Source organism: Castellaniella sp. (genome assembly GCF_041675725.1).
In the GTDB taxonomy this organism is placed as follows: Bacteria; Pseudomonadota; Gammaproteobacteria; order Burkholderiales; family Burkholderiaceae_B; genus Castellaniella.
On sequence record NZ_JBAYTI010000020.1, the window covers coordinates 24286 to 49078 of the forward strand.

The 24793-nt window shown below is 64.4% G+C and carries 26 protein-coding genes, 3 tRNA genes and 1 pseudogene; 11 read left to right on the top strand and 19 right to left on the bottom strand.

Translation table 11 applies throughout. The annotated features are described in order from the left end of the window. Nucleotide 1 precedes the first annotated feature (1 nt). From secD to WCZ84_RS05950, 5 genes are all read right to left on the bottom strand, one after another. Nucleotides 2-1873, bottom strand: coding sequence for a protein translocase subunit SecD (gene secD, locus WCZ84_RS05930; RefSeq protein WP_372685341.1), 1872 nt, complete (start codon nt 1871-1873; stop codon nt 2-4). A gap of 20 nt (nt 1874-1893) precedes the next feature. After that, complete coding sequence (gene yajC, locus WCZ84_RS05935) at nt 1894-2235, bottom strand: preprotein translocase subunit YajC (protein ID WP_372685342.1); 342 nt, start codon at nt 2233-2235, stop codon at nt 1894-1896. A gap of 96 nt (nt 2236-2331) precedes the next feature. Then, entirely contained in the window at nt 2332-3468 is a 1137-nt protein-coding gene (gene tgt / locus WCZ84_RS05940; RefSeq protein ID WP_372685343.1) for a tRNA guanosine(34) transglycosylase Tgt, read from the bottom strand. Next, complete coding sequence (gene queA / locus WCZ84_RS05945) at nt 3465-4508, bottom strand: tRNA preQ1(34) S-adenosylmethionine ribosyltransferase-isomerase QueA (RefSeq protein ID WP_372685363.1); 1044 nt, start codon at nt 4506-4508, stop codon at nt 3465-3467. The genes tgt and queA overlap by 4 nt, the downstream gene beginning before the upstream one ends. After that, on the bottom strand, nt 4508-4870 hold the full coding sequence (locus WCZ84_RS05950; RefSeq protein WP_372685344.1) for a two pore domain potassium channel family protein: 363 nt from the start codon (nt 4868-4870) through the stop codon (nt 4508-4510). The genes queA and WCZ84_RS05950 overlap by 1 nt, the downstream gene beginning before the upstream one ends. Nucleotides 4871-5142: 272 nt before the next feature. On the opposite strand from WCZ84_RS05950, the pseudogene WCZ84_RS05955 reads away from it, so the two are divergent. Beyond that, nucleotides 5143-5490 (top strand): annotated as a pseudogene (locus WCZ84_RS05955) (Lrp/AsnC family transcriptional regulator); the annotation flags it as partial. 52 nt (nt 5491-5542) lie between these two features. Here WCZ84_RS05955 and WCZ84_RS05960 read toward each other — a convergent pair. The 3 genes from WCZ84_RS05960 to WCZ84_RS05970 form a co-directional block, all read right to left on the bottom strand. Further along, on the bottom strand, nt 5543-6925 hold the full coding sequence (locus tag WCZ84_RS05960; RefSeq protein WP_372685345.1) for an aminotransferase: 1383 nt from the start codon (nt 6923-6925) through the stop codon (nt 5543-5545). Between the two features lie 164 nt (nt 6926-7089). Continuing rightward, on the bottom strand, nt 7090-8025 hold the full coding sequence (gene rfbD / locus WCZ84_RS05965) for a dTDP-4-dehydrorhamnose reductase (RefSeq protein ID WP_372685346.1): 936 nt from the start codon (nt 8023-8025) through the stop codon (nt 7090-7092). Nucleotides 8026-8066: 41 nt separating this feature from the next. Then, nucleotides 8067-8756, bottom strand: coding sequence for a hypothetical protein (locus WCZ84_RS05970; protein ID WP_372685347.1), 690 nt, complete (start codon nt 8754-8756; stop codon nt 8067-8069). Between the two features lie 137 nt (nt 8757-8893). On the opposite strand from WCZ84_RS05970, the gene WCZ84_RS05975 reads away from it, so the two are divergent. Next, nucleotides 8894-10069 carry an MFS transporter gene (locus WCZ84_RS05975; RefSeq protein WP_372685348.1) on the top strand — a complete coding sequence of 392 codons (1176 nt, stop codon included), beginning with the start codon at nt 8894-8896 and terminating at the stop codon, nt 10067-10069. Nucleotides 10070-10191: 122 nt separating this feature from the next. After that, nucleotides 10192-10836, top strand: coding sequence for a flavodoxin family protein (locus tag WCZ84_RS05980; protein WP_372685349.1), 645 nt, complete (start codon nt 10192-10194; stop codon nt 10834-10836). Nucleotides 10837-10918: 82 nt separating this feature from the next. Here WCZ84_RS05980 and WCZ84_RS05985 read toward each other — a convergent pair. The 3 genes from WCZ84_RS05985 to WCZ84_RS05995 all read right to left on the bottom strand — a co-directional run bounded on the left by WCZ84_RS05985 (nt 10919) and on the right by WCZ84_RS05995 (nt 11180). Next, nucleotides 10919-10995, bottom strand: a tRNA-Asp gene (locus tag WCZ84_RS05985). Between the two features lie 16 nt (nt 10996-11011). Beyond that, a tRNA-Glu gene (locus tag WCZ84_RS05990) sits at nt 11012-11087 on the bottom strand. A gap of 17 nt (nt 11088-11104) precedes the next feature. Then, nucleotides 11105-11180, bottom strand: a tRNA-Ala gene (locus WCZ84_RS05995). A 357-nt stretch (nt 11181-11537) separates the two neighbouring features. Between WCZ84_RS05995 and WCZ84_RS06000 the strand changes: the two genes are divergently transcribed. Beyond that, a complete protein-coding gene (locus WCZ84_RS06000; protein WP_372685350.1) occupies nt 11538-12485 on the top strand; it encodes an EamA/RhaT family transporter in 948 nt (315 codons plus the stop codon). Here the strand turns inward: WCZ84_RS06000 and WCZ84_RS06005 are convergent. Next, nucleotides 12375-13796 carry an MFS transporter gene (locus WCZ84_RS06005; RefSeq protein WP_372685351.1) on the bottom strand — a complete coding sequence of 474 codons (1422 nt, stop codon included), beginning with the start codon at nt 13794-13796 and terminating at the stop codon, nt 12375-12377. The two genes, WCZ84_RS06000 and WCZ84_RS06005, sit on opposite strands and share 111 nt — an antisense overlap. 106 nt (nt 13797-13902) lie before the next feature. Here WCZ84_RS06005 and moaC point away from each other — a divergent pair, with 106 nt between their 5' ends. Genes moaC through glp form a run of 4 tightly spaced genes read left to right on the top strand, consistent with a single transcriptional unit; the run spans nt 13903 to nt 16363 of the window. Then, nucleotides 13903-14403 carry a cyclic pyranopterin monophosphate synthase MoaC gene (moaC, locus tag WCZ84_RS06010; protein WP_372685352.1) on the top strand — a complete coding sequence of 167 codons (501 nt, stop codon included), beginning with the start codon at nt 13903-13905 and terminating at the stop codon, nt 14401-14403. Nucleotides 14404-14440: 37 nt separating this feature from the next. After that, nucleotides 14441-14635 carry a MoaD/ThiS family protein gene (locus WCZ84_RS06015; RefSeq protein ID WP_372685364.1) on the top strand — a complete coding sequence of 65 codons (195 nt, stop codon included), beginning with the start codon at nt 14441-14443 and terminating at the stop codon, nt 14633-14635. Continuing rightward, nucleotides 14632-15159 carry a molybdenum cofactor biosynthesis protein MoaE gene (locus WCZ84_RS06020; RefSeq protein WP_372685365.1) on the top strand — a complete coding sequence of 176 codons (528 nt, stop codon included), beginning with the start codon at nt 14632-14634 and terminating at the stop codon, nt 15157-15159. The genes WCZ84_RS06015 and WCZ84_RS06020 overlap by 4 nt, the downstream gene beginning before the upstream one ends. Beyond that, nucleotides 15152-16363, top strand: coding sequence for a gephyrin-like molybdotransferase Glp (glp, locus tag WCZ84_RS06025; protein WP_372685366.1), 1212 nt, complete (start codon nt 15152-15154; stop codon nt 16361-16363). The genes WCZ84_RS06020 and glp overlap by 8 nt, the downstream gene beginning before the upstream one ends. Nucleotides 16364-16377: 14 nt before the next feature. Here glp and WCZ84_RS06030 read toward each other — a convergent pair whose 3' ends face one another. The 5 genes from WCZ84_RS06030 to WCZ84_RS06050 form a co-directional block, all read right to left on the bottom strand. Next, complete coding sequence (locus WCZ84_RS06030) at nt 16378-16971, bottom strand: molybdenum cofactor guanylyltransferase (RefSeq protein WP_372685353.1); 594 nt, start codon at nt 16969-16971, stop codon at nt 16378-16380. A 16-nt stretch (nt 16972-16987) separates the two neighbouring features. After that, complete coding sequence (gene moaA / locus WCZ84_RS06035) at nt 16988-18070, bottom strand: GTP 3',8-cyclase MoaA (protein ID WP_372685354.1); 1083 nt, start codon at nt 18068-18070, stop codon at nt 16988-16990. 5 nt (nt 18071-18075) lie between these two features. Next, complete coding sequence (locus WCZ84_RS06040) at nt 18076-18537, bottom strand: universal stress protein (protein ID WP_372685367.1); 462 nt, start codon at nt 18535-18537, stop codon at nt 18076-18078. 165 nt (nt 18538-18702) lie between these two features. Further along, nucleotides 18703-19047 (bottom strand): TIGR01244 family sulfur transferase, encoded by a 345-nt coding sequence (locus WCZ84_RS06045; RefSeq protein WP_372685355.1) that lies wholly within the window; start codon nt 19045-19047, stop codon nt 18703-18705. Then, nucleotides 19037-19897: a ChbG/HpnK family deacetylase gene (locus WCZ84_RS06050; protein WP_372685356.1), complete on the bottom strand. Its 861-nt coding sequence runs from the start codon at nt 19895-19897 to the stop codon at nt 19037-19039. The genes WCZ84_RS06045 and WCZ84_RS06050 overlap by 11 nt, the downstream gene beginning before the upstream one ends. On the opposite strand from WCZ84_RS06050, the gene WCZ84_RS06055 reads away from it, so the two are divergent. Further along, nucleotides 19896-20288 carry a GtrA family protein gene (locus tag WCZ84_RS06055; RefSeq protein WP_372685357.1) on the top strand — a complete coding sequence of 131 codons (393 nt, stop codon included), beginning with the start codon at nt 19896-19898 and terminating at the stop codon, nt 20286-20288. The genes WCZ84_RS06050 and WCZ84_RS06055 overlap by 2 nt on opposite strands. On the opposite strand, the gene WCZ84_RS06060 is transcribed toward WCZ84_RS06055, so the two are convergent. Continuing rightward, nucleotides 20248-21894: an ArnT family glycosyltransferase gene (locus tag WCZ84_RS06060; protein ID WP_372685358.1), complete on the bottom strand. Its 1647-nt coding sequence runs from the start codon at nt 21892-21894 to the stop codon at nt 20248-20250. The genes WCZ84_RS06055 and WCZ84_RS06060 overlap by 41 nt on opposite strands. Continuing rightward, nucleotides 21891-23012: a glycosyltransferase family 2 protein gene (locus WCZ84_RS06065; RefSeq protein WP_372685359.1), complete on the bottom strand. Its 1122-nt coding sequence runs from the start codon at nt 23010-23012 to the stop codon at nt 21891-21893. The genes WCZ84_RS06060 and WCZ84_RS06065 overlap by 4 nt, the downstream gene beginning before the upstream one ends. Nucleotides 23013-23130: 118 nt before the next feature. Here WCZ84_RS06065 and WCZ84_RS06070 point away from each other — a divergent pair, with 118 nt between their 5' ends. Together WCZ84_RS06070 and WCZ84_RS06075 are read left to right on the top strand one after the other, a co-directional pair. Next, on the top strand, nt 23131-24456 hold the full coding sequence (locus WCZ84_RS06070) for an NnrS family protein (protein WP_372685360.1): 1326 nt from the start codon (nt 23131-23133) through the stop codon (nt 24454-24456). 23 nt (nt 24457-24479) lie between these two features. Then, nucleotides 24480-24793, top strand: a 314-nt coding sequence (locus tag WCZ84_RS06075; protein WP_372685361.1) for an Rrf2 family transcriptional regulator, incomplete at its 3' end; no start/stop codon positions are given.

The following is a 24793-nucleotide window of genomic DNA, read 5'->3' on the forward strand; positions in this document are numbered from 1 at the left end:
TTCAGTCTTGCTTGGGTTTCCAGACCTGCCCAATCGATATGGACTTGAGCTTGCGCTTGCGCCCATACCAGAGATTGGCCAGCGCCCGCACCCCCACCACCGAAGAGAACATGGAGGTGAGTATGCCGATGCAGTGGACCACTGCAAACCCGCGTACCGGGCCCGTGCCAAACGCCAGTAGCGCAATCCCCACGATGAGGCTGGTGAGGTTGGAGTCGAAGATGGTGGCCCAGGCCCGGTCGAACCCCAGATGGATGGCCTGCTGAGGTGGCAGGCCTGCCCGCAGTTCTTCGCGGATGCGCTCGTTGATGAGTACGTTGGCATCGATGGCCATGCCCAGCGTCAGCGCAATGGCCGCGATACCGGGCAGAGTGAGCGTGGCCTGCAGCATAGAGAGCACCGCCAGCAGCAGCAGCACGTTGAAGCTCAGCCCCAGCGTGGAGAACAGCCCGAACAGGTGGTAGTACGCAATGATGAAGATGGCAATGGCGGTGAAGCCCCACAAGGTGGAGTCGAAACCCTGCTTGATGTTGGCCGCCCCCAGGCTGGGCCCGATGGTGCGTTCTTCGATGATCTGCATGGGCGCCGCCAGCGACCCGGCGCGCAGCAGCAGGGAGACGTCGGCTGCTTCCTGGGCAGTCATGCTGCCGGAGATCTGCACGTGCCCGCCGGGGATTTCAGAGCGGATCACCGGCGCGGTCACGATCTCGCCCTGGTTGTTCTCGAACAGCACGATGGCCATGCGCCGGCCGATGTTGTCGCGGGTGACGTCGCGGAAAATGCGCGAACCCTTGGCATCCAGCGTCAGGTTGACCGTCGGTTGCTGAGTCTGCTGATCACGCCCCGGCTGGGCATCCTGGAGGTTCTCGCCGGTCAGGATGACCTGGCGGCGCAACAGCAGCGGACGCCCCTCGCGGTCGTTGTAGCGCACCAGCCCGAAGGGCACCTTGCCGGATGCCAAGGCCGCCTGCGCCGCGGGCGACTCGTCGACCATGTGGATTTCGAGGGTGGCCGTACGGCCCAGGATTTCCTTCGCCTTGGCGACGTCCTGGACCCCCGGCAGCTGCACCACGATACGATCCCCACCCTGCTGCTGGATGATGGGCTCGGCCACCCCGAGCTCGTTGATGCGATTGTGCAGCGTCTGGATGTTCTGCTTGAGCGCGTTGTCCTGCACTTGCGTGATGGCCGAAGGCGTCAGTGTGCCGGTCAGTTGCCACTGGTCGCCCGAGCGCGCCGTCACGAACTGCATTTCGGGCATCATGCGGCGCAGGAGATCCGCTGCCGCATCGCGCTCGGCCTCGGTCACGAAGCTTGCGCGCACAGCCTGGCCGGCCCGCTCGACGTCGTCGAACTTGATCTTGGCATCGCGCAGGGTGCTGCGGGTTTCACTGGCCACCGAATCGTAGCGGCTGACCAGTGCGCCCTGCATGTCGACCTGCAGCAGGAAATGCACCCCGCCCCGCAAGTCCAGCCCCAGGTACATGGGGTGCGCCCCGAGCGCCGTCAGCCAGCCTGGCGTCGCCGACATTAGGTTCAGCGCCACCGTGTAGTCGGGGTTCGCCGGGTCGGGGTTGAGTGCTTTTTCGAGCAGGTCCTTGGCGGCAAGCTGGATATCGGTGCTTTCGAACCGCAAGCGTACGGCCCCGACCGGGCCGTTCATTTCGAACGTACCCGCCATCGGCTGAATGCCGTTCTGCTCGAGCACCTGCTCGGCGCGCAGCAGGGTGTCATGCTCGACCTTGACCGATGTCTTTGCCCCTGCGATCTGCACGGCGGGTGATTCGCCATAGAAATTCGGCAAGGTGTACAGCACGCCGATGATCACGGCCGCCAGTACGATGAGGTATTTCCAGAGGGGGTATCGGTTCATGGTCGAACAGCCTGAAGGTGTCAGAGCGACTTGATGGTGCCCTTGGGCAAGACGGCCGTGACGGCGCTGCGCTGCACGATGGTCTCGACGGGTTTGTCGGCCAGCTGGGCGATCTCGAGCGTCAGGTAGCTGTCGCTGACCTTGATGATCTTGCCCAGCAAGCCGCCCGACAGAATGACTTCATCGCCCTTGGCCAGCGCCTGGACCATCTTTTTGTGATCCTTCTGACGCTTCATCTGCGGCCGGATCATGAGAAAGTACAGGATGACGAACATCAGGATGATGGGCAACATGCTCATCAGCGCATTCGGCTCGCCGGCGGCCTGGGCCGGGATCAGGGTCAGGGTGTCGACGAAAGACATGAAAGCTCCTGAGACGGGGTCACGCCCCTATCGGTTGGGTTGCAGAAAATAACTCTTGATTGTAGCGGTATATGACGCATGATCGCCAAATACGCCCTACTGGACGCCCTGCGCCCGGGCGTAAAGAAAATCCGTACGCCAGGTCTCGAAACGGCCCTCTTCGATTGCGGCGCGCATCTCGGCCATGAGCTGAAGATAGAAATGCAGGTTGTGCAAGGTATTCAGGCGTGCCCCGGTGATTTCCCCGCAGCGCTGCAGGTGATGCAGGTAGGCGCGCGAAAAATGGCGGCAGGTGTGGCAACTGCAAGTGGGATCCAAGGGCCCGACGTCGTCACGATAACGGGCATTGCGGATCTTGACATCGCCATGGCGCGTGAACAGCCAGCCATTGCGGGCGTTGCGCGTTGGCATGACGCAATCGAAGAGATCCACGCCGCAGCGCACCCCTTCGACCAGATCCTCGGGCGTGCCCACGCCCATCAGGTAGCGCGGCGCACCCGCCGGCATGCGAGGTGCCACGTGGGCCAGAACGCGCAACATGTCGGGCTTGGGTTCACCCACCGACAGGCCGCCGATCGCATAGCCTTCGAAACCGACGTCGATCAGCCCGGCGAGCGATTCGTCGCGCAGGTCTTCATACATGCCGCCCTGCACGATGCCAAACAGGGCATTCGGATTGGCCAGCGCATCGAATGCCGCGCGCGAACGGCGCGCCCAGCGCAGCGACATGCGCATCGAAGCAGCCGCCTCTTCGTGCGTGGCCGGCCGGCCCTCGATCCGGTACGGGGTGCATTCATCGAGCACCATGACGATGTCGGAATTCAGGCTGCGCTGGATGCGCATGGACTCTTCAGGCGACAGAAACAGCCTCGCCCCATCGATGGGCGAAGCGAAACGCACCCCTTCTTCGGTGATTTTGCGCATGCCATCGAGACTGAACACCTGGAAGCCGCCCGAATCCGTCAGGATAGGCCCCTGCCATTGCATGAAGCCGTGCAGCCCGCCGTGCCGGTCGATGATGTCGGTGCCCGGGCGCAGCCACAGGTGAAACGTGTTGCCCAGCACGATGCGCGCCCCGATGTCGTCGAGCTCGTGGGGCAACATGGCCTTGACGCTGCCGTACGTGCCGACCGGCATGAACATGGGCGTCTCGACGACCCCATGATTCAGGCGCAGACGCCCACGGCGGGCCTGGCCCTGCGTGTGCAGGCATTCGAATTGCAGTCGCGTCATGGTGTGCGGGCTGCCTCGATGAACATGGCATCCCCATAGCTGAAGAAACGATAGCGGGATTGTACGGCGTGGGCGTAGGCCCGGCGCACCGGCTCCAGGCCCGCCAATGCGGCTACCAGCATCATCAGCGTCGAGCGCGGCAGATGAAAATTGGTCACTAGGGCATCGACCTGCCTGAACTGGAACCCGGGCGTGATGAACAGCCGGGTATCGCCTTCGCACGCGTGTTCGCCATCGCCCTCGAGTGCAGCAGCCTCGAGCGAGCGCACGCTGGTGGTCCCCACCGCCACGACCCGGCCGCCCCGCGCCCGCGCGGCACGAATCTTCTGCTGCGTCTCGGCCGGCACGACATAGCGTTCGGCGTGCATGACGTGTTCAGCCAGGTGCGGTGTACGCACGGGCTGGAATGTGCCTGCGCCCACATGCAGCGTCACGAAGGCCTGCCCGACCCCCATCGCCTGGAGCCGATCAAGCATGGGCTGGTCGAAATGCAGGCCGGCCGTGGGCGCCGCCACAGCACCTGGCTGGCGCGCATAGACGGTCTGATAACGGGCTTCATCCTGGGCGTCGGCCGCGTGGGTGATGTAGGGCGGCAGCGGCACACGGCCGTATTGTTCCAGCGCGTCGAGCACCGGGGCGGGAAACTGGAGCTCGAAACACTCGCCCTGCCGACCCAGTACCGTCACCTCGAGGGCGCCGCCGCCCAGCAGCAAGCGCCCGCCCGGCCGGGGCACCTTGCTCGCGCGCACGTGGGCCAGCGCCCGCCGGGGTTCGAGAAGGCGCTCGACCAGCACCTCGACCTGGCCACCCGTGGCTTTGTGCCCCCGCAGGCGCGCCTTGATCACGCGCGTATCGTTGAAAACGAGCAGGTCGCCGGCACGCAGCAGGCCGGGCAGGTCTGTGAATTGGCGATCGTGCACGGCACCGCCCGCGTCCAGATGCAGCAGGCGGCTGGCATCGCGCCGCGCAGATGGGCGCTGGGCGATCAGTTCAGCCGGCAGGTCGTAATCGAACAGATCCAACGTCAGGTTTGGATCCATCACGATGCGTCTTCGCCGGTATCGACGTCATCCAGATGAAATTTGTGCATGATGCGATGGGCCAGCGGCGCCAATATGACCCCCAGCGTGGCCATGACGACCAGCGCCACGAAAAACCCGTAGGCGGCAAAGAACAGCCGGCCCAGGGTCGTGGTGGGCATCATGTAGGTGCCGATCCCGCCGACGATGAAAACCGCGTTCATGAAGGCATCGTGCCAGGTGAAGTCATTGAGCAGCCACAGGCCAAAAACCCCCAGCAACAGGGTCGCCAGGATCAGCAATATGGCATACAGGCAGTGCAGCAGCAGGCGGCGCCGAAAATGGCGCGGATGCAGTAAAGGCGCATTGCGGGACTCGTACATGGCGGCGGGGCTTCAGAACAGGGCTTCGGGTGGCAACTCGATACCGCCATGTTACCCAAGTTCCACCGATGCGGGGGATCGCCCCGGCTGCCGGCATGCCCATGAAAGGTGCTAGGATGCCTTGGCGCCCATGCGAGGCGCGACGGCATGCTGGCGCCTGCCGCTTCCCGGGCCTGCCCAAGGCGGCGGACACGCTGGCGGCCGTTGTCCGCATGGCAGTCATTGCCCAGACATCATAAAAACCACCGCCCCCACCGAACCGCTCGCCCATGATCAAACTGGACCGATACGACCTGAGCATCCTCAACATCCTGTCCAAGCATGGACGCATCACGAAATCCGAGCTCGCCCGGCAAGTGTGCCTGTCCGCCTCGCCGACCTGGGAGCGAATCAAGCGGCTCGAAGATCAGGGGCTGATTCGTGGCTATCAGGCCGACATTGATTGGGACAAAATCTTCGGGGGCTGCACCGTCATGGTCGAGGTCAGCCTCGATCGCCATACCGCTCACGACATGCAACGCTTCGAACAACGCATGCTCGAGATACCGGAAGTCGTGCAATGCCACGCCACAGGGGGTGGCGTGGACTACATCCTGCAGGTATGGGCACGCGACATCGACCTTCCCCGAAAGCCCCATCCCTGACGCGTTCATCTCTGAAGGCCCTGTTCATCTAGCTGATCTCGGCAGCCACCGCATCGACCGCATCGCGCGCAATACGCACGATCTCGTCAACATCCTCGCGGGTCGTGACCAATGGCGGCGCGAAGCCGAGCACGTCGTAGTCGGGCATGGCCCGGGCAATCAAGTGACGCTGCATGCAGGCCGCGGCGATGCGTGGCCCGACTTGCTGGCTCTTGTCGAATGGCACGCGGGCAGCGGGATCGGCCATGAACTCGAGGGCGGCCAGCATACCCACGCCACGCACCTCGCCCACCAGGGGATGATCGGCAAAAGCCGCCTTCAGCGAAGCCTGCAGGTAAGCGCCCACATCGGCCGCCCGGGCCGTAATGTTTTCCGTCTCGAGAATGCCCAGATTCGCCAATGCTGCGGCAGCACTGACCGGATGCCCTGAATAGGTCCAGCCATGGCCCATGGCCCCGTCTTTGCGCGAACCACTGACGATGACGTCCCATACTTTCTCGCCCACGATGACCCCAGACAGGGGCGCATAGGCGCTAGTCAGCCCTTTGGCAATCGTGATCAGGTCGGGACGGATGCCATATTTTTGCGACCCCATCGGTGTGCCCAGACGGCCGAAGCCACAGACGACCTCATCGGCAATCAGCAAGATGTCATACTTGGCCAGCACGTCCTGGATAGCCTGCCAATAACCCGCTGGGGGCGGTACGATCCCCCCCGTGCCCAGAACCGGCTCACCAATGAAAGCGGCAATCGTCTCGGACCCCTCGGCCAAAATCAACGCTTCGAGCTGTTCGGCACAGTAGCGGCTGAACGCCGCTTCATCCATGCCATCCGGTGCATTGCGGTACCAATGAGGGCGCACGGTATGTTTCATACGTTCGAGCGGCAGATCGAAGTGGCGGTGAAACGAAGTCAGCCCGGTCAGGCTGCCCGATGCGATGCTGGAGCCATGGTAACCACCGACTCTGGAGATGATTTTTTTCTTGTGCTTGCGCCCTAGAATATTGTTGTAATACCAGACGATCTTGATCTGGGTTTCATTGGCATCCGAACCTGACAGCCCGTAATACACCTTTTTCATGCCCTCGGGCGCCCAATCGATGATACGTGCCGACAGCTCGGCCACCACGTCGGTCGAATGCCCGACATAAGTATGGTAGTACGCTAAACGTTTGGCTTGCTCGTACATGGCTTCAGCCACTTCGATTCGGCCATACCCGATATTCACGCAATACAGGCCTGCGAAACCATCGATGAAAGTCTCTCCCCGATGATCCTGTATGCGTATGCCCTGCGCCCCGGTGACGAGGCGCCCAGGCAGTGCGCCGGTTTCATGATCATGCGCATGGGTGGAGGGATGCATGAAATACTTGCGATCGATCTCCAGCAATTCTTCAGCGGATTTCTTCATTGGCAGCTCCTTGAATCATGGGCCCCCTGCTCGACCAGGCCAGGCACGCAGGGGTCGACGGCGGCCATGGCCGCCATCGACCATTATTGTAGAAGCGCCACTGACGTCAAATATCCGTTTTCAGACGCAGATGGATGTGTTTTCATCTGAATTGCACGCAGTATTCAGGCAATTTGATGATTTCGAAGAATCTGACCAACCGCCTGGTCGACTGGCCCGGACCAATGCGGCAAGGCCAACGCAAGCGCCTGCTGCAAGGCACCGCTATCCAGACGAGAATTGGCCGGCCGGACGGCCTGGGCCGGGTAATCCACACTGGCAACGGCGTGGATGCGCTCGGGCTGCAATCGCGTGGCAAACCCAAGCGCCTGGATATGCCGCACGATATGGCAGGCCAGCGCGTAACGGCTCACCGCACCGGCCGCGGTCAGATGATACAGGCCGGGCGCCAGCCCTCCACGGCTGCACGCCTCGATGGCCCGGGCCGTCACCTGCGCGAGCAGGCGTGCAGACGTGGGCGCCCCCACCTGATCGGCAACGACCGACAGGGCATCACACGTCAGCGCGCGCATGACCAGGGTATGCACGAAATTTCCAGGATGTGCCGAAAATACCCAGCTGGTCCTGAAGATCAGGCACTGGCAGCCACTGCCCAGAATGGCCCGCTCGGCGGCCTGCTTAGTCTGCCCATAGACGTTCAGCGGCGCGGTCGCGTCCGCTTCCAGATAGGGCAGCGCCTTCCGGCCATCGAATACATAATCGCTGGAGTAATGCACCAGAAGCGCACCCGCCTGCCGCGCCCAGGCCGCCATGAGGGCCGGCGCCCGCGCGTTGACCTGCCAGGCCCGATCCCGGTCGCGTTGCGCTTCATCCACTGCGGTATAGGCGGCGGCGTTGACGATGACCTGCGGCCGGACCTGCTGCAGCAGGCGCTCGAGACCGCCCAGCCCGCCTTCGGGCGGCTCCGCTGCCGCCGACGCCAGGCCGGCGGCCAGATCCAGCTGTGCGCGCCCGACTGCATGCACCGCCCCCAGAGGGGGCAATGTCTCTTGCAGCGCACGGCCGACCTGCCCATCCTTGCCCAACAGCAGAAACCTCACAGGATGCTCCGGGCGCCCATCAGGCAAGCGGCTCGATCGACCTACTGCGCGCGCTTGAGCATCTCGGCCAGATCGACGGGCGGCGCAGGCAATTCGAACTGATCCGCATGCGGGGCCTGCCCGGAAATGGACCCCAGGGCGTAATCGCTGCCATAGCGCAGCATGCCCTTGCCATCGGCCGGCAAAGCGGCCAGGAAGTCGTCGGCCTGGCCCTGCCCGAACAAAGACAGAATCCCGGTCATGAACACCCGGGTCATTTCGGCGGCCCGCGCGTCATCGGTGAGAACGGCCTCGACCGACGTGCGCTCACCATCGGCATCCACCGCGGTGATCCGGTACACACGCCCCGGCAGGCCGGCCACGGTTTCCGTCTGGCCGGTGGGCTCGACCGACGCGATATCGGCCGGCAAGGGCTGATCGGCGCCCAGGCCGTTCTGGAGCATGCCCCCCATGGCCTTGAGCATGCCGCTGACCTCCATCACCAACGGCGCGCCGTCCTCGAATGCAACGGCATAGACCTTGCCATCACGGATCAACATGAACTCATCCGGATTCTCGGCATCGACATTGATACGCAGACTGCCATCATCCTGCCAGGCCAGCTTCATGGTTTCGCCCGAGCCCGATGTACGATCCACCACGGTGGCCGTTCCGGCCGCCACGGCCGCCAACGGAACCAGCGCGATCCACAGGGCGCCCAGGTAAAGAAACGGTTTTCGCAGCACGGACATGGTATGGCCTCTCGCATGATTGCACATCGCGAAATGGTACCAGAGTGGTCCCTGCATGGCAGGGCCTTCGTGCCACCGTGTAAAATCCAGGCTTGCAAACAACCAGGGGCGGCCGTGGCGCCACGGCTTGGTACGGGATGAACCGGAACCTTTTTCTGCTCACCATCTGCCAGGGCCTGTTTCTGGTGAACAACATCACGTTCATCACGATCAACGGGCTGGTGGGGCTGGACCTGGCCCCCTACCCCTGGATGGCGACCTTGCCCATCATGGGCTATGTGGTGGGCGGCGCGCTGGCCGCGCCGCTGGTGGCCCGCACCCAGGAACGCCACGGGCGGCGAGGCTCCTTCCAGACAGGTCTGCTCGTCGCTTTGGGTTCGGCGCTGCTGGCGGCAGTGGCCGCCCAGTTCCAGTTGTTCTGGCTCCTGCTGCTGGCGACCGTCATCGCTGGCTACTACAACGCCAACGGGCAGCTGTACCGTTTTGCCGCGGCAGAACTCACCCACCCCGCCTGGCACGAAAAAGCGGTCTCGCTGGTGTTGGCCGGCGGTCTGCTCGGCGCCGTGATCGGCCCCAGCCTGGCCGGCTGGACGCGTGTCATCCTGCCAGTCCCGTTCGTCGGCGCCTACCTGGCTCTGGCCGTGGTCGCCGTAGTGGCCATGGGGCTGATGGCGCTGATCCATTTCCCGCCCGAAGCACCGCGCCATGCCGATGCCCCACAAGGACGCCCCGTCGCAGAGATCATGCGTCAGCCGGTGTTTTTCGTGGCCACGTTCAGTGCGGCCATCAGCTATGGCGTCATGAACCTGCTGATGGCCGCCACCCCTTTGGTGATGGACATGCACCGGTTTGAGTTCGCGGACATCGCCATGGTCCTGCAATGGCACGTGATCGGCATGTATGCGCCAGGCTTCATCACTGGACACTTGATCCGGCGCTTCGGCGTGCTGCAGATCATGGGCATCGGGACCGTGCTGCTCGTATTGTGTGCGCTCATTGCCTTGTCGGGGACCGGCTTCACCGATTTCCTGATTGCCCTGACTTTCCTGGGGGTGGGCTGGAACTTCCTGTTTACGGGCAGTACTACGTTGGCGCTGGGCGCCTACCGGCCCGAAGAAAAAGACCGCGCCCAGGCCGCCATCAATTTCTGGGTATTCGTAACCATGGCAATCACCTCGTTTACCTCGGGCGCGGTGGCCACCACGGGGGGCTGGGCCTGGCTGAACGTCGGCTCACTGCCCGCGCTGGTGCTGGTGATGGTGGCGCTGCTGTGGCTGTGGCGGCAAAATGGCCAGGCCCTGACCCGGCCATGACCGGCATGGGCCGCAAAAAGGCGCGCATCGAGCCTGCTGTACAAACCGTGCGGGGATGGACAAAAACGATTTCATGATGCAGGATCAATGCGTTTTGAAACATTTTCACGGAATTTCCAGCCATGGAGCACTCCCAGACATTGTTGATCCTGGTCGGCAGCCCACGACGCACGGGCAACACGGCCACGCTGGCAGAAGGGGTTCGCCGCGGCGCCGCCGCAGCAGGGCATCGTGCCGTCGTTCGTTTCATCGACGACTACGTCAGCGGGTTCCTGCGCAACTGCCGAACATGCCGGCAGGAAGACGGCTCGTGCGCCATTCCAGATCAATTCAGAACGCTGTTCGTCGATGATTTCCTGCCAGCCAGCGGGGTGGTGTTCTGCACCCCCCTCTATTGGTATGGCGTATCGGCGCAGACGAAAGCGTTCTTTGATCGCATGTTCTGTTACCAGTCAGCCTCCAGCCCCGACCACGCCCAAACGATCCAGCGCATGTCGCACAAGCGCCTCGGCCTCGTCATCGCCTCCGAAGAAACGTACCCCAGCGCGGGGCTGGGCGTGATCCAGGAAATCCAGGAATACGCGCGCTATACGCGCTCAGAGCTGGTCGGCGTCGTGCGCGGGTTTGGCAACCGGCACGGCGAGGTTCGCCAGGATCCCAACGAGCCGGTACAAGCGGCCGAGCGGCTGGGGCAGGAATTTTTCCTGCGCAAGTACTCAGACTACTGCATCGATACCGAGCGCAGTGCGGGGGTGTGGTCGGCCTGAAGGCATCGCAGGATACGCAACCGGCTGAAACAGGTATTGAAAAAGCCCGATGATGGGTTTGATCATCGGGCTTTTGGAATGTTGGCGGAGCGGACGGGGCTCGAACCCGCGACCCCCGGCGTGACAGGCCGGTATTCTAACCAACTGAACTACCGCTCCGGAATGCTGAAAGCCCTGGCGTCCCCTAGGGGATTCGAACCCCTGTACCCACCGTGAAAGGGTGGTGTCCTAGGCCTCTAGACGAAGGGGACAGGACATTCAACACGTTTGGTGGAGGTAAGCGGGATCGAACCGCTGACCTCTTGCATGCCATGCAAGCGCTCTCCCAGCTGAGCTATACCCCCAAACAAACCTTCGTTTGCGAAGAAACGAGATTATGCACGAATTCCCGTAGTGGTGCAAGTACGCCAAGACCCCCCTACAGGCCGCTGCAATGCCCGCATTAGAAATATTTGCTTACCATGTTTTTCTTGCAGCACCCATGCCGTCGGCATGGACATGAAGTAGCATGAATGCGACAAATTAAACTATAGATAGAAGAACATAGCGTGATTTAACAGTCAGATGCAGTTTTTCGAGGCTTGCCAACCCACGCCGGGCTCTCTACGATCCACACTGTTTTTTGCGCCTGGGCCATCACGAACGGCCGATCTGCTCCGTGCCGGTCCAGCGGCGTGCCCACATCGACAGGATCGTATTTCATGCATACCCTGATTCTGAGTATTTCTTTCAGCGTCGCCGTCTCGATTTTCCTGAAACTGGCCAAGCGCCACGCTATCCGCGTAGACCAGGCCGTGGCCGTGAACTATCTCATGGCCATCGGGCTCTGCCTGTGGCTCCTGCGTCCGCCGCTGGGCAGCCTGTTCGATCAACCGGCCGGCAGCTGGGCGATTCTGATCCTGCTGGGCATTCTGCTGCCCAGCATCTTCCTGGTGATGGCGGCCGCCGTGCGGCAGGTCGGCATCGTGCTCAGCGACACCGCGCAGCGCCTCTCGCTGCTGGTACCCATTCTTGCGGCCTTCCTGATGTTTGGCGAAAGTCTCTCGGGCGCCAAGGCAACCGGCATTCTCGTCGCCTTCGGTGCGCTGGTGTGCCTGGTCTGGCGCAAAGCCGCCCTCGCCCCCGCCGGCTCCGAGATCCACGCCTCCGAGATCCACGCCTCCGAGATCCACGCCTTAAACGATCCACACCGCGATCCACACCGCCCCGGAAACACGGCCACCCATGGCCATCGGCACGGCGCCTGGATTCTGCTCGGGGTCTGGGCGGGTTATGGCACCATCGACGTGCTGTTCAAGCAGATGGCCCGCCTGGGCAGCCAGTTCACCAGCAGTCTTCTGCTCAGCTTCACCCTGGCAGCCCTGCTGATCTTCGCCTGGCTTTTTCTGCGCCGCACCCGCTGGCACGCCCGCAGCCTGGCCAGCGGCTTGTTGCTGGGCGCGATGAACTTTTCCAACATTTATTTCTACATCCGCGCGCACCAGAGCTTTCCCGAAAACCCCACCCTGGTGTTTGCCGCCATGAACATCGGCGTCATCTCAGTGGGCACCCTGGTCGGCGCCGGGTTGTTTGGCGAACGGCCCAGTCGCCTGAACCTGCTGGGCATCGCCCTGGCCCTGATCGCCGTCTTCCTGTTGCTGCCCCGCTGACGTTTCGGTGGCCGGATCCGCGTGGATACCGTCCACCAGCGGATCGTCGATCACCGGATCGTGCGAGATATCGCGCTGTATGTCGACCCGCGGGTCGAGCACCGCCATGACGTGCGAGCTTTGCAGGGTATCGGACATTGGTACGAACTGGGTGGGCGCGTCTTCACTCACGTGCGTACCCTTGACACGCTTCTCGCGTACCAGGCCCAACAGCAGCACGGCACACACCGAAACGAACATGAAATAGACATCCGGCCCGAACATCCGCATCAGCACGCCGGCCACCAGCGGGCCCATGCAGGCCCCCAGCCCGTATACCATGTACAACAGCGCGCTCAGGCCCACGCGGCGCTCGGGATCGACATTGTCGTTGGCAAAGGCGGCACCGACCGGATACAGGGTGAACTGCACGATCCCCAGTACGGCTGAGAAGCCCACCAGCGCCCAATAGGGGAACTGCAGCCAGCCCCACAGCGGTACCCCCAGCAAAAACAGCAACACGGCGCCGGCCCGGATCAGGCGGACCCGGCTGATGCGATCTGCCAGCCAGCCCAATGGCCACTGGACGATCAGGCCGGCAGCCACCGATACCGCCAGGAACACCCCGACCTGGTCGTGGTCCATATGCTGCTGCAAGCCATAGACGGGCGCCAGGCCATAAAACGCCCCGCCCAGTATGCCCGCAATCAGCAGAGTCGTCAGCGAGAGCGGCACCCGGGACAGGTAATAGCGCAGCGCCAGCGGCGCCGGCACTTGCAGGGCGGGATGCACGCGGCGCGTCAGTGCGATCGGGACCAGGCTGAGGACGCTGCAGATCGCCACGAAGATCAGCGGCCGGTTGCCCAGATCGGGAAACAGCCCCAACGACAGCTGCCCGAGCACCGTGCCCAGGCTGGAGGCCACCATATAGAAGGCAAACACCGTGCCGCGGACGGCGTTTTCCGTCTGTTCATGCAACCAGCTCTCGATGGCGATGAACAGGCAGACCATGGCGACCCCTGCAATGAAGCGCAGCACGAGCCAGAACCAGAGGTCGTAAAACAGCGCCATCACTAGGAAATCCGCCGTGACCACGGCGGCACACGCCGCATAGGCCCGGATGTGCCCCACCTGAATGATGAGATAATGGCCTACCCGCGCCCCCAGCACCAACCCGACATAGTAGGCGGCAATGATGGCGCCCACCCAGACTTCGGACTCGGAGGCGGCCGTGAGACGCAAGCCCAGATAGGTATTGAAGAGGCCCGAACTGAGCAGCAGGATAAGCGTTGCCAGGTACAGGGAGAAGAAGGCGCCTATCGTTTTGGCCATGCCGTGCACAGGAGGGAGGGGACGGACGCCCACGACCCTGTGGCGTCAAAGCAGTATGATAGCAGCCCCTTCCTGATTCGAACGAGTCAACTTTTTTGATTATGATGTGGCGATGACTCCCTCAGAACCGCAAGCGCGCCTCAGTCACCTGGATGAGGACGGCCGTGTGCGCATGGTCGATGTCGGCCACAAGGCCCGCACCCACCGCAGCGCGATGGCCGAGGCCCGCATACGCATCGGCCCCAAGGCCTGGGGTTTGCTCTCGGCCCAGGCCAACGCCAAGGGCGAAGTGCTCAATACGGCGCGCATCGCCGGCATATTGGCCGCCAAACGCTGCGACAGCCTCATTCCCTTGTGCCACAGTCTGCCACTCAGTTTCGTGGGGGTCGAATTCACCGCCGATGAAACCAGCCACACCCTGACCATTCGCAGCACGTGCCGCAGCGAGCACACCACGGGGGTCGAAATGGAAGCCCTGACAGCGTGTTCCGTCGCCGCCCTCACGGTGTACGACATGTGCAAGGCGGCCGACAAGGGCCTGGTCATCGAGCAGGTGCGCCTGTTGCACAAATCCGGAGGCAAAAGTGGAGACTGGCACGCTGATTGAAGTCCTGTATTTTGCCCGCGTCGCCGAACACACGGGCATGCGTCGCGAAACCGTGCCGCTGGCCGCGCCCACGCCGGCCGGCGAATGGCTGCAGGCGCTGGTCGAGCGGTTTCCCACCCTCGCGCCTGCCAGCCACCTGAAGCTGGCGATCAATCAGGAACACGCACGGGCCAGCGATCTAATCCGCCCGGGCGACGAAATCGCTGTCTTCGACCCCGTCACCGGAGGCTGACCATGGACGTGCGCATCCAGACGCACCCTTTCGACGCCGCGCAGCTGGCGGGCGAGCTGCAGCGGCGTACGGCAGGTCAAGCCGGGGCCATCGTGCATTTTCTGGGCATGGTGCGTGACTACAGCCCGGATCAGGCATCGCGCAGCCTGTATCTCGAGCACTATCCAGGCATGTGCGAACGCGAAATTCGTCAGCTGTGCCAGCAAGCCCACGCCCGCTGGGACATTCTCGACAGCCTGGTGGTGCATCGGGTCGGCGAGCTGCCGCTCACGGAGCCGATCGTATTCGTCGGCGTGGCCAGCCGGCACCGTGGCATGGCCTTCCGAGCGTGTGAATTCCTGATCGACGCCCTCAAGACCCGCGCGCCCTTCTGGAAGCGCGAGACACTCGACGACGGTCGGGCATTCTGGGTGGCCCAGCGCCAGTCCGATGCCGAAAAAACGGCACAATGGGGTCTCGAACCCATCCACCATGGTGCGCTCGGCACAGCAAACAACGACGCAGAAAACGATGAGCCTGCTTGATTTCGACACCGCCCAGGCACGCCTGGCAGCCTGTGCACCACGCCCCGCGGCCCACGACACCCTGCCGCTCGATCAACTCGCCGGGCGCGTGCTGGCTCGCGACATCATTGCCGCGCGCGACCTTCCCCCCGCAGACAACAGCGCCATGGACGGTTATGCGGTGCGACGCGCCGACATCCCGGGCAGCGACACCCCGCTGCCCATCCAACAGCGCTGCTTTGCCGGCCATGCACCCGAACCGTTGCAACCCGGCCAGGCCATCCGCCTGTTCACCGGCAGCCTGATTCCAGACGGCGCCGACACCGTGATCATGCAGGAAGACACGCACGAAGACGAACGCGGCGTCACCTTTCTGCGGATCCCCAAGGCCGCGGGTACGCATATCCGCCGCCAGGGCGAAGACATGCAAAAAGGTCGCGTCATCCTGGCACGCGGCAGCCTGGTCGAAGCAGGCGCCATTGCCATGCTGGCCGCCCAGGGTTTTACCCAGGCCGCCGTCACGCCCCGCGTGCGGGTGGGCGTGCTCAGCACCGGAGACGAGCTCGTGGCGCCGGGTCAGCCTCTGCCGCCGGCTGGCATCTACAACTCGAATACACCCATGCTGGCCGCGCTGTGCCGCCGCCTGGGCGCCGAACCCACCTTGCTGTGCCACGCGCCCGACGATACCGGGGCAATCGCCAGCGCCCTCGAAGCGCTTTGCAGCGCCTGCGATCTGGTGCTCAGTGTCGGCGGGGTGTCGGTCGGCGAAAAAGACCTGATCAAGCCCGTCATCGAATCCATGGGGGGGGCGCTCGATCTCTGGCGTGTCCGCATGAAGCCCGGCAAGCCCGTGGCGCTGGCCCACCTTCAGGGCAAGCCCCTGGTGGGCCTGCCGGGCAATCCGGTCTCGGCGTTCGTGGTCTTCACCCTGCTGGTCAGCCCGCTGATTCGTGGCATGCAGGGGCGCCATACGGTGTACCCGCCAACGCGCCGGGGCATGATCGCACAGGCGGGCACGCTGGGGGGGGAACGCGACGACTTCCTGCGCGTGCAGGCCCACCCGCAGGCGCAGGGGGTACCCCAACTGGAGCCCCACCCGCAGCAGAGTTCGGGCGCCCAGGCGAGTCTGGCCTGGGCCCACGGGCTGGCACGCATCCCGGCCGGCGCCCGGCTGCAGTCGGGCGCCGAGGTCGACTGGTACGCGTTTTCAGACTGGCTGGCCTGATCGCCCAAAGACGCCTACCGCCAATCAGCCGGCGCATTCAGGTTGCGCCATTCCGATTCAGGCTGAAAATCCACTGCCCGGGCCTGTACATGACCCAACCAGGCCTGTACCCGCCGCTGGCCGGTACGCAGGAAAGCCTCCAGGGCCGGGGCCTGGCTGGCATGCACCAGCAGACACAAGGGATGCGGGCCTGCGGGGGTGCGGGCATGGGCAGGATGCTGCGGGCTGGCCCGTGCGGCCAGACGTTGCAGCAAATCACCTGGCAGGCCGGGGACGTCGACCGGTACGACGAACAGCCAATCCGCGGGGGCGTGCAGCAGACCCGCCAGGACGCCTGCCAGCGGCCCGCTGCCGAGCAGGCCCGAAGGGTCGGTCAGCACCGGGCCGTGCCGGGCGTAATCGAGCAGATGCCGGTTGGCGCTGATGAACAGGCTGGACACCCCTTGCGAGCGCATGTAGCCCCCTGCCTGCGCGACCAGTGGACGGCCCTGCCAGATCATGAGGCCTTTGTCGGCCCCAGGCCGCTGGACACTGCGCATGCGTGTGGACTGGCCACCCGCGAGAATGAGGCCCTGCACCCGGGCTACAGGGACATACGACCCGGCCACACCTGCCGCCACCGATTCAGCCCCCGATGTAGCTCATCTCGATCTTGTGTTCGCGATGGGCCTCGCCGCGGATTTCGGAATAACGGTCTGCCCGGGTCTGCCAGACGCCTGCCAGACGCATGGCCAGCGCATGGTCATCGGCGCCCATGCGCAGCAGACCCCGCATGTCGTGGCCCTGTTCGGCGAACAGGCAGGTGAACAGCCGACCTTCCGGCGACAGCCGCAGGCGTGTGCAATCGCCGCAAAATGGCTGTGACACGCTGGTGATGAGGCCGATTTCTCCGCCGCTATCGGCATAGGCCCAACGGGCGGCGACCTCGCCCCGATAACGTGGCTGTACGGGCTCCAGCGGGAATTCGGCCGCAATGCGTTGCACGACTTCGGCGCCAGTGACGACTTCTTCCATGCGCCAGCCATTGGTGTTGCCCACGTCCATGTACTCGATATAGCGCAGGATGTGGCCCGTATGGCGGAAATGCCGCGCCATGGGCAGGATCTGGGCATCGTTCATGCCCCGGCGCACCACCATGTTGACCTTGACCGGTGCCAGACCCGCCGCGGCGGCGGCTTCGATGCCGGACAAAATGGTCGCCACCGGCACGCCGCTGTCGCTCATGCGCTGGAACAGGACATCATCCAGCGCATCGAGGCTGACCGTCACACGGCTCAGCCCCGCCTGCGCCAGGGCTCTGGCCTTGCGCGCAAGCAACGTGCCGTTGGTGGTCAGGGTGATTTCGGGGGCCTGGCCATCGGGCATGCGCAGTTCGGCCAGCATGCCGACCAGCCGCTCGATCTGCTTGCGCAACAGCGGTTCGCCACCCGTCAGACGGATCTTGCGCACGCCCTGGGCGACGGCAATGCGGGCCAGGCGGGTGATTTCTTCGAAGGTGAGCAGCGCGCTTTGCGGCAAAAATGCGTGGTCTGCCCCGAAGAGCTCACGCGGCATGCAGTAGGTGCAGCGAAAATTGCAACGATCTGTGACTGAGATCCGCAAATCGCGCAGCGGACGCCCCAGCGTATCGAGCAAGGTACCGGCGGGGGTGCCCATGGCAGGTGCCATGGGCGCGCCAGCAGGCCCGCGGGGAATGACACGAGGCATTGGAGTCAGTCGTTTTCCTTGACCCGGTAGACCAGAGTGGCCACCTTGGCCAGACCCAGTACCTTGACCGTGACGCTGCCCAGGAGCAGGCGTGACAGGCCGCTGCGCCCATGACTGCCGATGAAGATGAGATCGCAGCCTTCTGACTGGGCCGCCTGGACGATGCCGTCGGCCACGTTGAAATTGGATACGGCCAGCGACGAGGCCTTCACGCCCGCCGTGGCCGCGCGATCGAGCACAGCCTGCAGGTATTTCTTGGCCTGCTCGGCGGCCGTGCGGTCGTAGTCTTCGTCTGTGATGGCATACGCGGCGGCCATGCCATCGAAACCCACGGTGGCCGCAAAGGGCTGGGTGACATGCAGAGCCACGATCTCTGCGCCAATGGACCGGGCAAAGCATACGCCTTTGTTGGCGGCTTGCGAGGACAGCTTGGAACCATCAGTGGGGATCAGGATTTTCTTGAACATGTGCAACTCGTCCGAATACGTGATGGGAACTTCGAGCATACCCGGTATACAAGAAAAAACACAATCCGATCTGGCCCTGATTTGATCTATCACAGAAAACGCATCGGTAAGTGCTTGTTTCGACGCGGTGGCGCGGCATTCGGCCAAGGCGCCGCCGCGTTCGGGTCACCCGCCCCGATGCGCGCGTTCGTACAATTTCGTGCAACGGGCACCGGAACGGCAGTAGGCCAGCACAGGGCCCGGCAATTCCTGCAGCAGCCGAGCGAATTCGGCCACGTTTTCAGGCGTGATGGCGCGGCCGTCGACGGGCTGGTAGTGGACCTTCAGACCGGCCGCCACGGCGGCGGCGATCACGTCGTCAGAACGGGGCTGCGCGGCGCCGCCCTCGCCATCCGGACGATTGATGATGACCGACTTGAAACCCGCCCGGGCCAGGGCTGGCATGTCGTCGGGGCCCAACTGGGGCGCCACGGAGAATTCAGGGGTGATGCGGTGGTATTCAGGGTTCATGCGGATGCTCCGGGGTACGGGACACAGCCCGATCAATCATCAATTGGTGCGTATCGAGCCAGTGCTGCATGCCCGCGCCCGACAGGACCTGATACTCGGCCTGGCGCTGGGCCGACAGGCCATCGCCCGGGTGATCGCCCAGCGCCGGATGGCACATGAGGACGTCGCCATCCTGAGCCTGAGCCAGCCAGGCAACCATGCAGCGTTCGTAAGCCGCTACGCCACCGTCGAAATCATACACCCCCAGAAAGCCCGGGTTCTGTTGAATGCCAAGCAGCCGGGCCCGATGGCGCAAGCCGCCCGCCCCCAGGGCCGCAATCACCCATGCCTTGGCCTGGCTGCGCCATGGCAACCCCCGGGTGCGCGGCCGACCCGTATCGCGGATCCAGGGACGGCCCCGCCCGGCCGGCGGCAAGACCCGCAGCAGAGCATCCCGCACCATGGGCAGCTGGTGCACGTGCTGATGCCCATCGATGTAATCGGGCAGGCGCCCAAAGAGCGCCTGGAAGCGCTGCCACTGAGCCAGTACGCCATGGCGCAGGCGCTCGGCCGGCAGCCGGCCCAGAAAGGCGGCCCGTATGAATGCCCCCAGCGGCATGCACAAGCCCGCCTGCCCCAGGGGTTCGGTGAAATTGAGATGCAGGCCCACCTGCAGCCCCGCCTGCGACAAGGCGGCCAGATCCGCGGCATTCAGCGCCGGCCCATCGACCAGCACACTGGTACCGGACAGCCGGCCCTGGCGCGCCAGAGCCAGGACCCCGGCATTGATGGCCGGATTCATGCCGAAGTCGTCGGCGCACATTACAATGCGCCCGGGGAGCGCCCCCACCCCGATACTTTTAGCATCCATGTTCAGAAAGCTCGCTACCCAGATCGGCTGGTTCGTCATTGTAGGCTGCGCAGCGGCCGCCACGCACTGGCTGGTGGCCATTGCCTGCGTGTCCTGGACGGGCCTGGCCCCCCTGCTGGCCAACGTCGTCGGTTGGCTGGTGGCGTTCGTGGTGTCCTTCGCAGGCCATTATGGCCTGACGTTCCGCTCCCAGCAGGCCCCGCTGTGGCGTGCCGCGCGCCGTTTTTTTCTGGTGTCGGCCCTGGGCTTTGCCGTGAACGAGGCCGCCTATGCGCTGCTGCTGCATACCACCCCCCTGCCCTACGACATCCTGCTGGCCATCGTGCTGGCCGGCATGGCGGGCATGACCTTCATTCTGGGGCGTTGGTGGGCGTTCCGGCACAGCCGCTGACGGTCTCGATGGCCGGTATCAGCCACAGGCCCATCTTGTGCGCCTGTGCCATGGGGGCGCGGTCGGCCAGGGCGGGCCAGGCGTGCGCCTCGTCCAGCCAGGCCAGCACCCAGGTGGCCGGATGCGCCGGACTGCACAGCTCGGCCTGGAAACGCTCTGGCGACCATAAGCGCAGCGCAGCCTGCTCGGGCTCGAACCCGCCGGCCTCGGCCAGCTCGCGACGCCAGTTGTCGCTGCGCAGCGCATCGGGCCCCTGCCACTGCGCAACCACCCGCACCGGCCCCCCCCAGCCTGCATACAGCGGCACGTCGTACGCATAATGATCGACCATCACCAGCTGATCCTGCGGGGCGGCCGACCGGGCCAGTACCTGGGCCAGGTCCTGCGTACTGCGCGGCGGAAACAACACCACGGCCAGCACCGCCAGCAAGCACAGACCCGCGGCCACCAGCGCATGGCGCACGAAGCTGCGCGCGACACCCGGGTCGGTCAGTTCTTCGCGCTGCTCGAAGGTTTCCTGGATGAACCAGGCCAACGGCGGTAAGGCCGCAATCACATAGCCCACCAACTTGGATGCCGGAATAGAAAAAAACAGCACCACCACCAGCAGCCACGACAACATCAGCCCACGCAGCACGTTTCTGTCGACTTGCTCGACACGCCGCGCGGGCGGCACGAACGCCGTCTGGATGGGACCCTGCAGGCGCAGCCAGCGCCATAGCTGAATCGACCAGGGCAGCATGAGCACCAGGAGCACTGGAACGTAAAACCAAAAAGGCTGAGGATTGTTGAAACCCGGCTCGAGAAACCGCTGAAAATGCTGGTGCACAATGTAGTAGTCGAAGAACCCGGGATAGTGCAGCTGCATGGCGACCATCCAGGGCAGCACCAGGGCCAGGAACAGCAAGAGGCCCGGCCACCAGAACAGACGCCACAAGGCCTGCCAGCGGCGTCGCCCGGCCAGCCAGAAAAACAGCACCCCACCCGGCAGGACGACACCGATCAGCCCCTTGGCCATGAACCCCCCCGCCGCGGCCGCGTACAAGGCAAGGCGCGCCCAGGTGTCGGGGCGCAATTGTTCGTGGCGAAATACCGCATCGGCCCCGGCGAGAATGGTCAAGCTCATCAGCGCCGCCACCAGCATGTCCAGATTGGCATAGTGGGCAGCCCCGAACAGAAACGGCTGAACGGCCAGGATCAGGGCGGTCTGGCCGGCCGCACGGCTGCGGGCATAGCGGCGCAGGAACAGGTAGAGCACGGTCACCAGCACCGTGGCGGCCAGCACGGACACCAGCCGCCCGGCCCAGGCGTGGTCGCCGAACAGGGCCAGCGACGCGGCGGTCAGCCAGTAGAACAAGGGCGGCTTGTGAAAGAACGGCAGGCCGTCCAAGCGGGGCACCAGGAAATCGCCAGTCTGCAGCATTTCCCAGGCGACGCCTACGTAGCGGCCCTCGTCGGGCAGCAGCAGGGGATACATCCAGGTAGTGGCCGCCAGCCACATGAAGGTGAACAAAGCCACCCAGCCTGGATGACGCCGCGGCCGCATCCACATCCAGAGCTGCAGGGCCCCATCGACCAGGCGGCTGGCCGGCAGCGGGTAGCTCATGGCGGCCCCCCGCCGATGCCGGGAGCGTGGCCAGGGAGGTCGCCCGACGCCGGACGGCCGGCCTGCGCGTGGGCATCGCCCTGATCGGACGCGTCGTTTGGCGCAGGACCAGACGCGTGGCCGGCCACACCATCCGGCATGGGCGGCGCCGCAGGCCGGGTCGGGCCGCCGGCAAGCGCCAACCCCTGCCCCACCGTTTCACGGACCAGATAAATGGGCCGCGCCTTGACCTCGGTGAAAATGCGCGAGACGTATTCCCCCACCACCCCCAGCGACATGAGATTCACCCCCGAGAAGAACAGGATCACGCTGATCAGGGTGGCCCAGCCGCGCACGGGATCACCGAACAGAAGGTGGGTGATGATGATGAACAGGCCGTACAGGAAAGCCACCAGAGACAGGCAGGCCCCGACCAGGCTGATCAGCCGCAGGGGCCAGGTGGTGAAGGCCGTCAGGCCATCGATCGCGAAGCCCAGCAGCTTGAGGGGGCGAAACCGGCTCACCCCATGCAGGCGCTCGGGGGGCATGTAGGAGATCGCCTCCGACTCGAAACCCACCCAGGCGAACAGGCCTTTCATGAAGCGGTCCCGTTCGGGCAGCTGCTTGAGGGCGTCGACCACGGCGCGGTCCATCAGACGGAAGTCGCCCGCGTTGGCGGGCACCCGCAACCCCCCCGCACCGTGCATCAGGGCGTAGAAAACACGGGTTCCGAGGCGCTTGAGCCGGGTTTCGTCGTGACGGCTGGCCCGCACGGCGTAGACCATCTGCACACCGTCGCGCCAGCGCGCCAGCATGGCTGGAATCATGTCGGGCGGATGCTGCATGTCGGCGTCCAGGCAGATCACGGCGTCGCCCCGGGCCGCTTCGATCCCCGCCGTGAGGGCCGCTTCTTTGCCAAAATTGCGCGACAAGCGCAGATAGACGATTTCGGGGTGCAGGCAAACCCAATGGCGCATGAGTTCAGGGGTGCCGTCGGTGCTGCCGTCATCCACCACGATGATCTCGGATACGCCATCCTGGGCGGCCAGCACGGCCAGCAGTTCAGGCAGCAAAATAGCCAAATTGGCCTGTTCGTTCAGACAGGGGACGACACAGGACAGGGTCGGGGATTCTCGCATGCAGGCATGATAACTGAGCCACATGTCGACAGGGGGCTTTTTTGCCCGGCCCCATAAAGATACCTATAATATGCATCTTCAAAATCCGTCTGCCCTTTCGTCCGGAATCCACTGCCTTATGCCTCCGCTGACCTCTATTCAGGAACCGGCCCGACCCGCTTCCCGCTCTCCCTCCTGGGGCGCCTTCCTGGCCCTTGGATTTCGCCCCTTGTACTTCATGGGGGCCGGCTGGGCGCTGGTCTCGATCGCGCTGTGGATTTACGCCCCGCAGGTCCTCGACGGCCCGCTGGCGGGCGTATACTGGCACGCCCACGAAATGCTGTGGGGCTTCATCATCACCATCGCCGTGGGCTTCCTGCTCACGGCCAGTGCCACCTGGACGGGGTTCAACCCGCTGCACGGGCGTCCGCTGGGCTGGCTGTGCCTGTTCTGGGTGATCGCACGGATCGGTTTCCTGCTGGGTGGAGACGTCGGGTTCTGGTTCGCCAGCCTGGCCGAAATGCTGTTCTTCCTGCTGGCGGCGGGCAGCCTGGCGCGCGTGGTGCTCAAAGGCCACAGCCGGCGCAACTATGGCCTGCCCCTGCTGCTGCTGGCGCTGGGCCTGGCCGACCTGCTCTACCTGCTGGCCGCGCGCGACGGCAATTACCTGCTGCTCATGCAGCGCTTCGACCTCGGGCTGATTGGCATGGCCATCGTGGCCTTGCTGATTGCCCGCCGGGTGATCCCCTTTTTTTCCATGCGCATGGTGTCCGGCCTGCAGATCCCGATGCTGACGCGTTCGGGTCACATACAGATGGTTTTCAGCGTGCTGGCGCTGAGCCTGGGCGTACTGCTGCAGGTGCTGGCAACCCCGGGCGGTACGCCCGGTAGCCAGCCGCAGGCCGCCCTGGCGTGGCTGATGGCCGCCAGTCTGGCCATCGCCGGGCTGATCAGCCTGGGCCAGCTGTGGTATTGGAAGCCGCGGGCGGTGCTGCACAAACCCATGCTCTGGATCCTGTACCTGGGCTATGCGTTCATTGCCATCGGCCTGCTGGCGGCTGCCATCCAGATCAGCGGCCTGTTCGATCCCGCACTGCTGCGCGGCCTGCTGGCACGCAGCGCCACCCACGTGCACCTGATCGGCATGGCGGGCTTCTGCATCCTCATCATCGGCATGATCACGCGCACGGCGCTGGGCCACCTGGGTCGCCCGCTGGCCCTGGACGGCAGCATGGTGGCCAGCTACTGGCTGATGATCCTGGCGGTGGCCCTGCGCCTGGCGGCGCTGTGGCCATCTGCCGCGACCGCAACGCTGCTCGACCTGGCCGCCGCAGCCTGGGTGCTGTGCCTGGGCCTGTACCTATGGCGTTTCGTGCCGATGCTGATCCGGCCGCGCCCGGACAAGCAACCGGTGCCCGTCGTCCAGCCCAAGAACGTTCAGCAGCAGCCTGCCCAGGCTCAGTAGCAGCGGACAGCCCGCCCCCAGCCATGCGCCTGACCCACATGAGCGATTACGCGGTCCGCCTGTTGATTTACCTGGGCACGCATCGCGAGCGCCTGTGCACCATCGCCGAGGTCGCCGGCGCCTACCGCCTTTCGGAACCGCACCTGATGAAAATCACGCAGCGCCTGGCGCGCCACGGCTGGATACGCACGGTGCGCGGCAAGAATGGCGGTATGGAACTCGCCCACGAACCCCAGGACATCCGCCTGGGGGCGCTATTGCGCGACATGGAAAACGATTGGGCGCTGGTCGAATGCATGGGCCCTGAAAATCGCTGCATGCTGAGCGATCGTTGTGG

Coding starts and splice junctions, on each gene's coding strand:
- secD (WP_372685341.1), bottom strand. CDS start 1,873: ATGAACCGATACCCCCTCTGGAAATACCTCATCGTACTGGCGGCCGTG.
- yajC (WP_372685342.1), bottom strand. CDS start 2,235: ATGTCTTTCGTCGACACCCTGACCCTGATCCCGGCCCAGGCCGCCGGC.
- tgt (WP_372685343.1), bottom strand. CDS start 3,468: ATGACGCGACTGCAATTCGAATGCCTGCACACGCAGGGCCAGGCCCGC.
- queA (WP_372685363.1), bottom strand. CDS start 4,508: ATGGATCCAAACCTGACGTTGGATCTGTTCGATTACGACCTGCCGGCT.
- WCZ84_RS05950 (WP_372685344.1), bottom strand. CDS start 4,870: ATGTACGAGTCCCGCAATGCGCCTTTACTGCATCCGCGCCATTTTCGG.
- WCZ84_RS05960 (WP_372685345.1), bottom strand. CDS start 6,925: ATGAAGAAATCCGCTGAAGAATTGCTGGAGATCGATCGCAAGTATTTC.
- WCZ84_RS05970 (WP_372685347.1), bottom strand. CDS start 8,756: ATGTCCGTGCTGCGAAAACCGTTTCTTTACCTGGGCGCCCTGTGGATC.
- WCZ84_RS05975 (WP_372685348.1), top strand. CDS start 8,894: ATGAACCGGAACCTTTTTCTGCTCACCATCTGCCAGGGCCTGTTTCTG.
- WCZ84_RS05980 (WP_372685349.1), top strand. CDS start 10,192: ATGGAGCACTCCCAGACATTGTTGATCCTGGTCGGCAGCCCACGACGC.
- WCZ84_RS06000 (WP_372685350.1), top strand. CDS start 11,538: ATGCATACCCTGATTCTGAGTATTTCTTTCAGCGTCGCCGTCTCGATT.
- WCZ84_RS06005 (WP_372685351.1), bottom strand. CDS start 13,796: ATGGCCAAAACGATAGGCGCCTTCTTCTCCCTGTACCTGGCAACGCTT.
- WCZ84_RS06015 (WP_372685364.1), top strand. CDS start 14,441: ATGCGTCGCGAAACCGTGCCGCTGGCCGCGCCCACGCCGGCCGGCGAA.
- moaA (WP_372685354.1), bottom strand. CDS start 18,070: ATGCCTCGTGTCATTCCCCGCGGGCCTGCTGGCGCGCCCATGGCACCT.
- WCZ84_RS06040 (WP_372685367.1), bottom strand. CDS start 18,537: ATGTTCAAGAAAATCCTGATCCCCACTGATGGTTCCAAGCTGTCCTCG.
- WCZ84_RS06045 (WP_372685355.1), bottom strand. CDS start 19,047: ATGAACCCTGAATACCACCGCATCACCCCTGAATTCTCCGTGGCGCCC.
- WCZ84_RS06055 (WP_372685357.1), top strand. CDS start 19,896: ATGTTCAGAAAGCTCGCTACCCAGATCGGCTGGTTCGTCATTGTAGGC.
- WCZ84_RS06050 (WP_372685356.1), bottom strand. CDS start 19,897: ATGGATGCTAAAAGTATCGGGGTGGGGGCGCTCCCCGGGCGCATTGTA.
- WCZ84_RS06060 (WP_372685358.1), bottom strand. CDS start 21,894: ATGAGCTACCCGCTGCCGGCCAGCCGCCTGGTCGATGGGGCCCTGCAG.
- WCZ84_RS06065 (WP_372685359.1), bottom strand. CDS start 23,012: ATGCGAGAATCCCCGACCCTGTCCTGTGTCGTCCCCTGTCTGAACGAA.
- WCZ84_RS06070 (WP_372685360.1), top strand. CDS start 23,131: ATGCCTCCGCTGACCTCTATTCAGGAACCGGCCCGACCCGCTTCCCGC.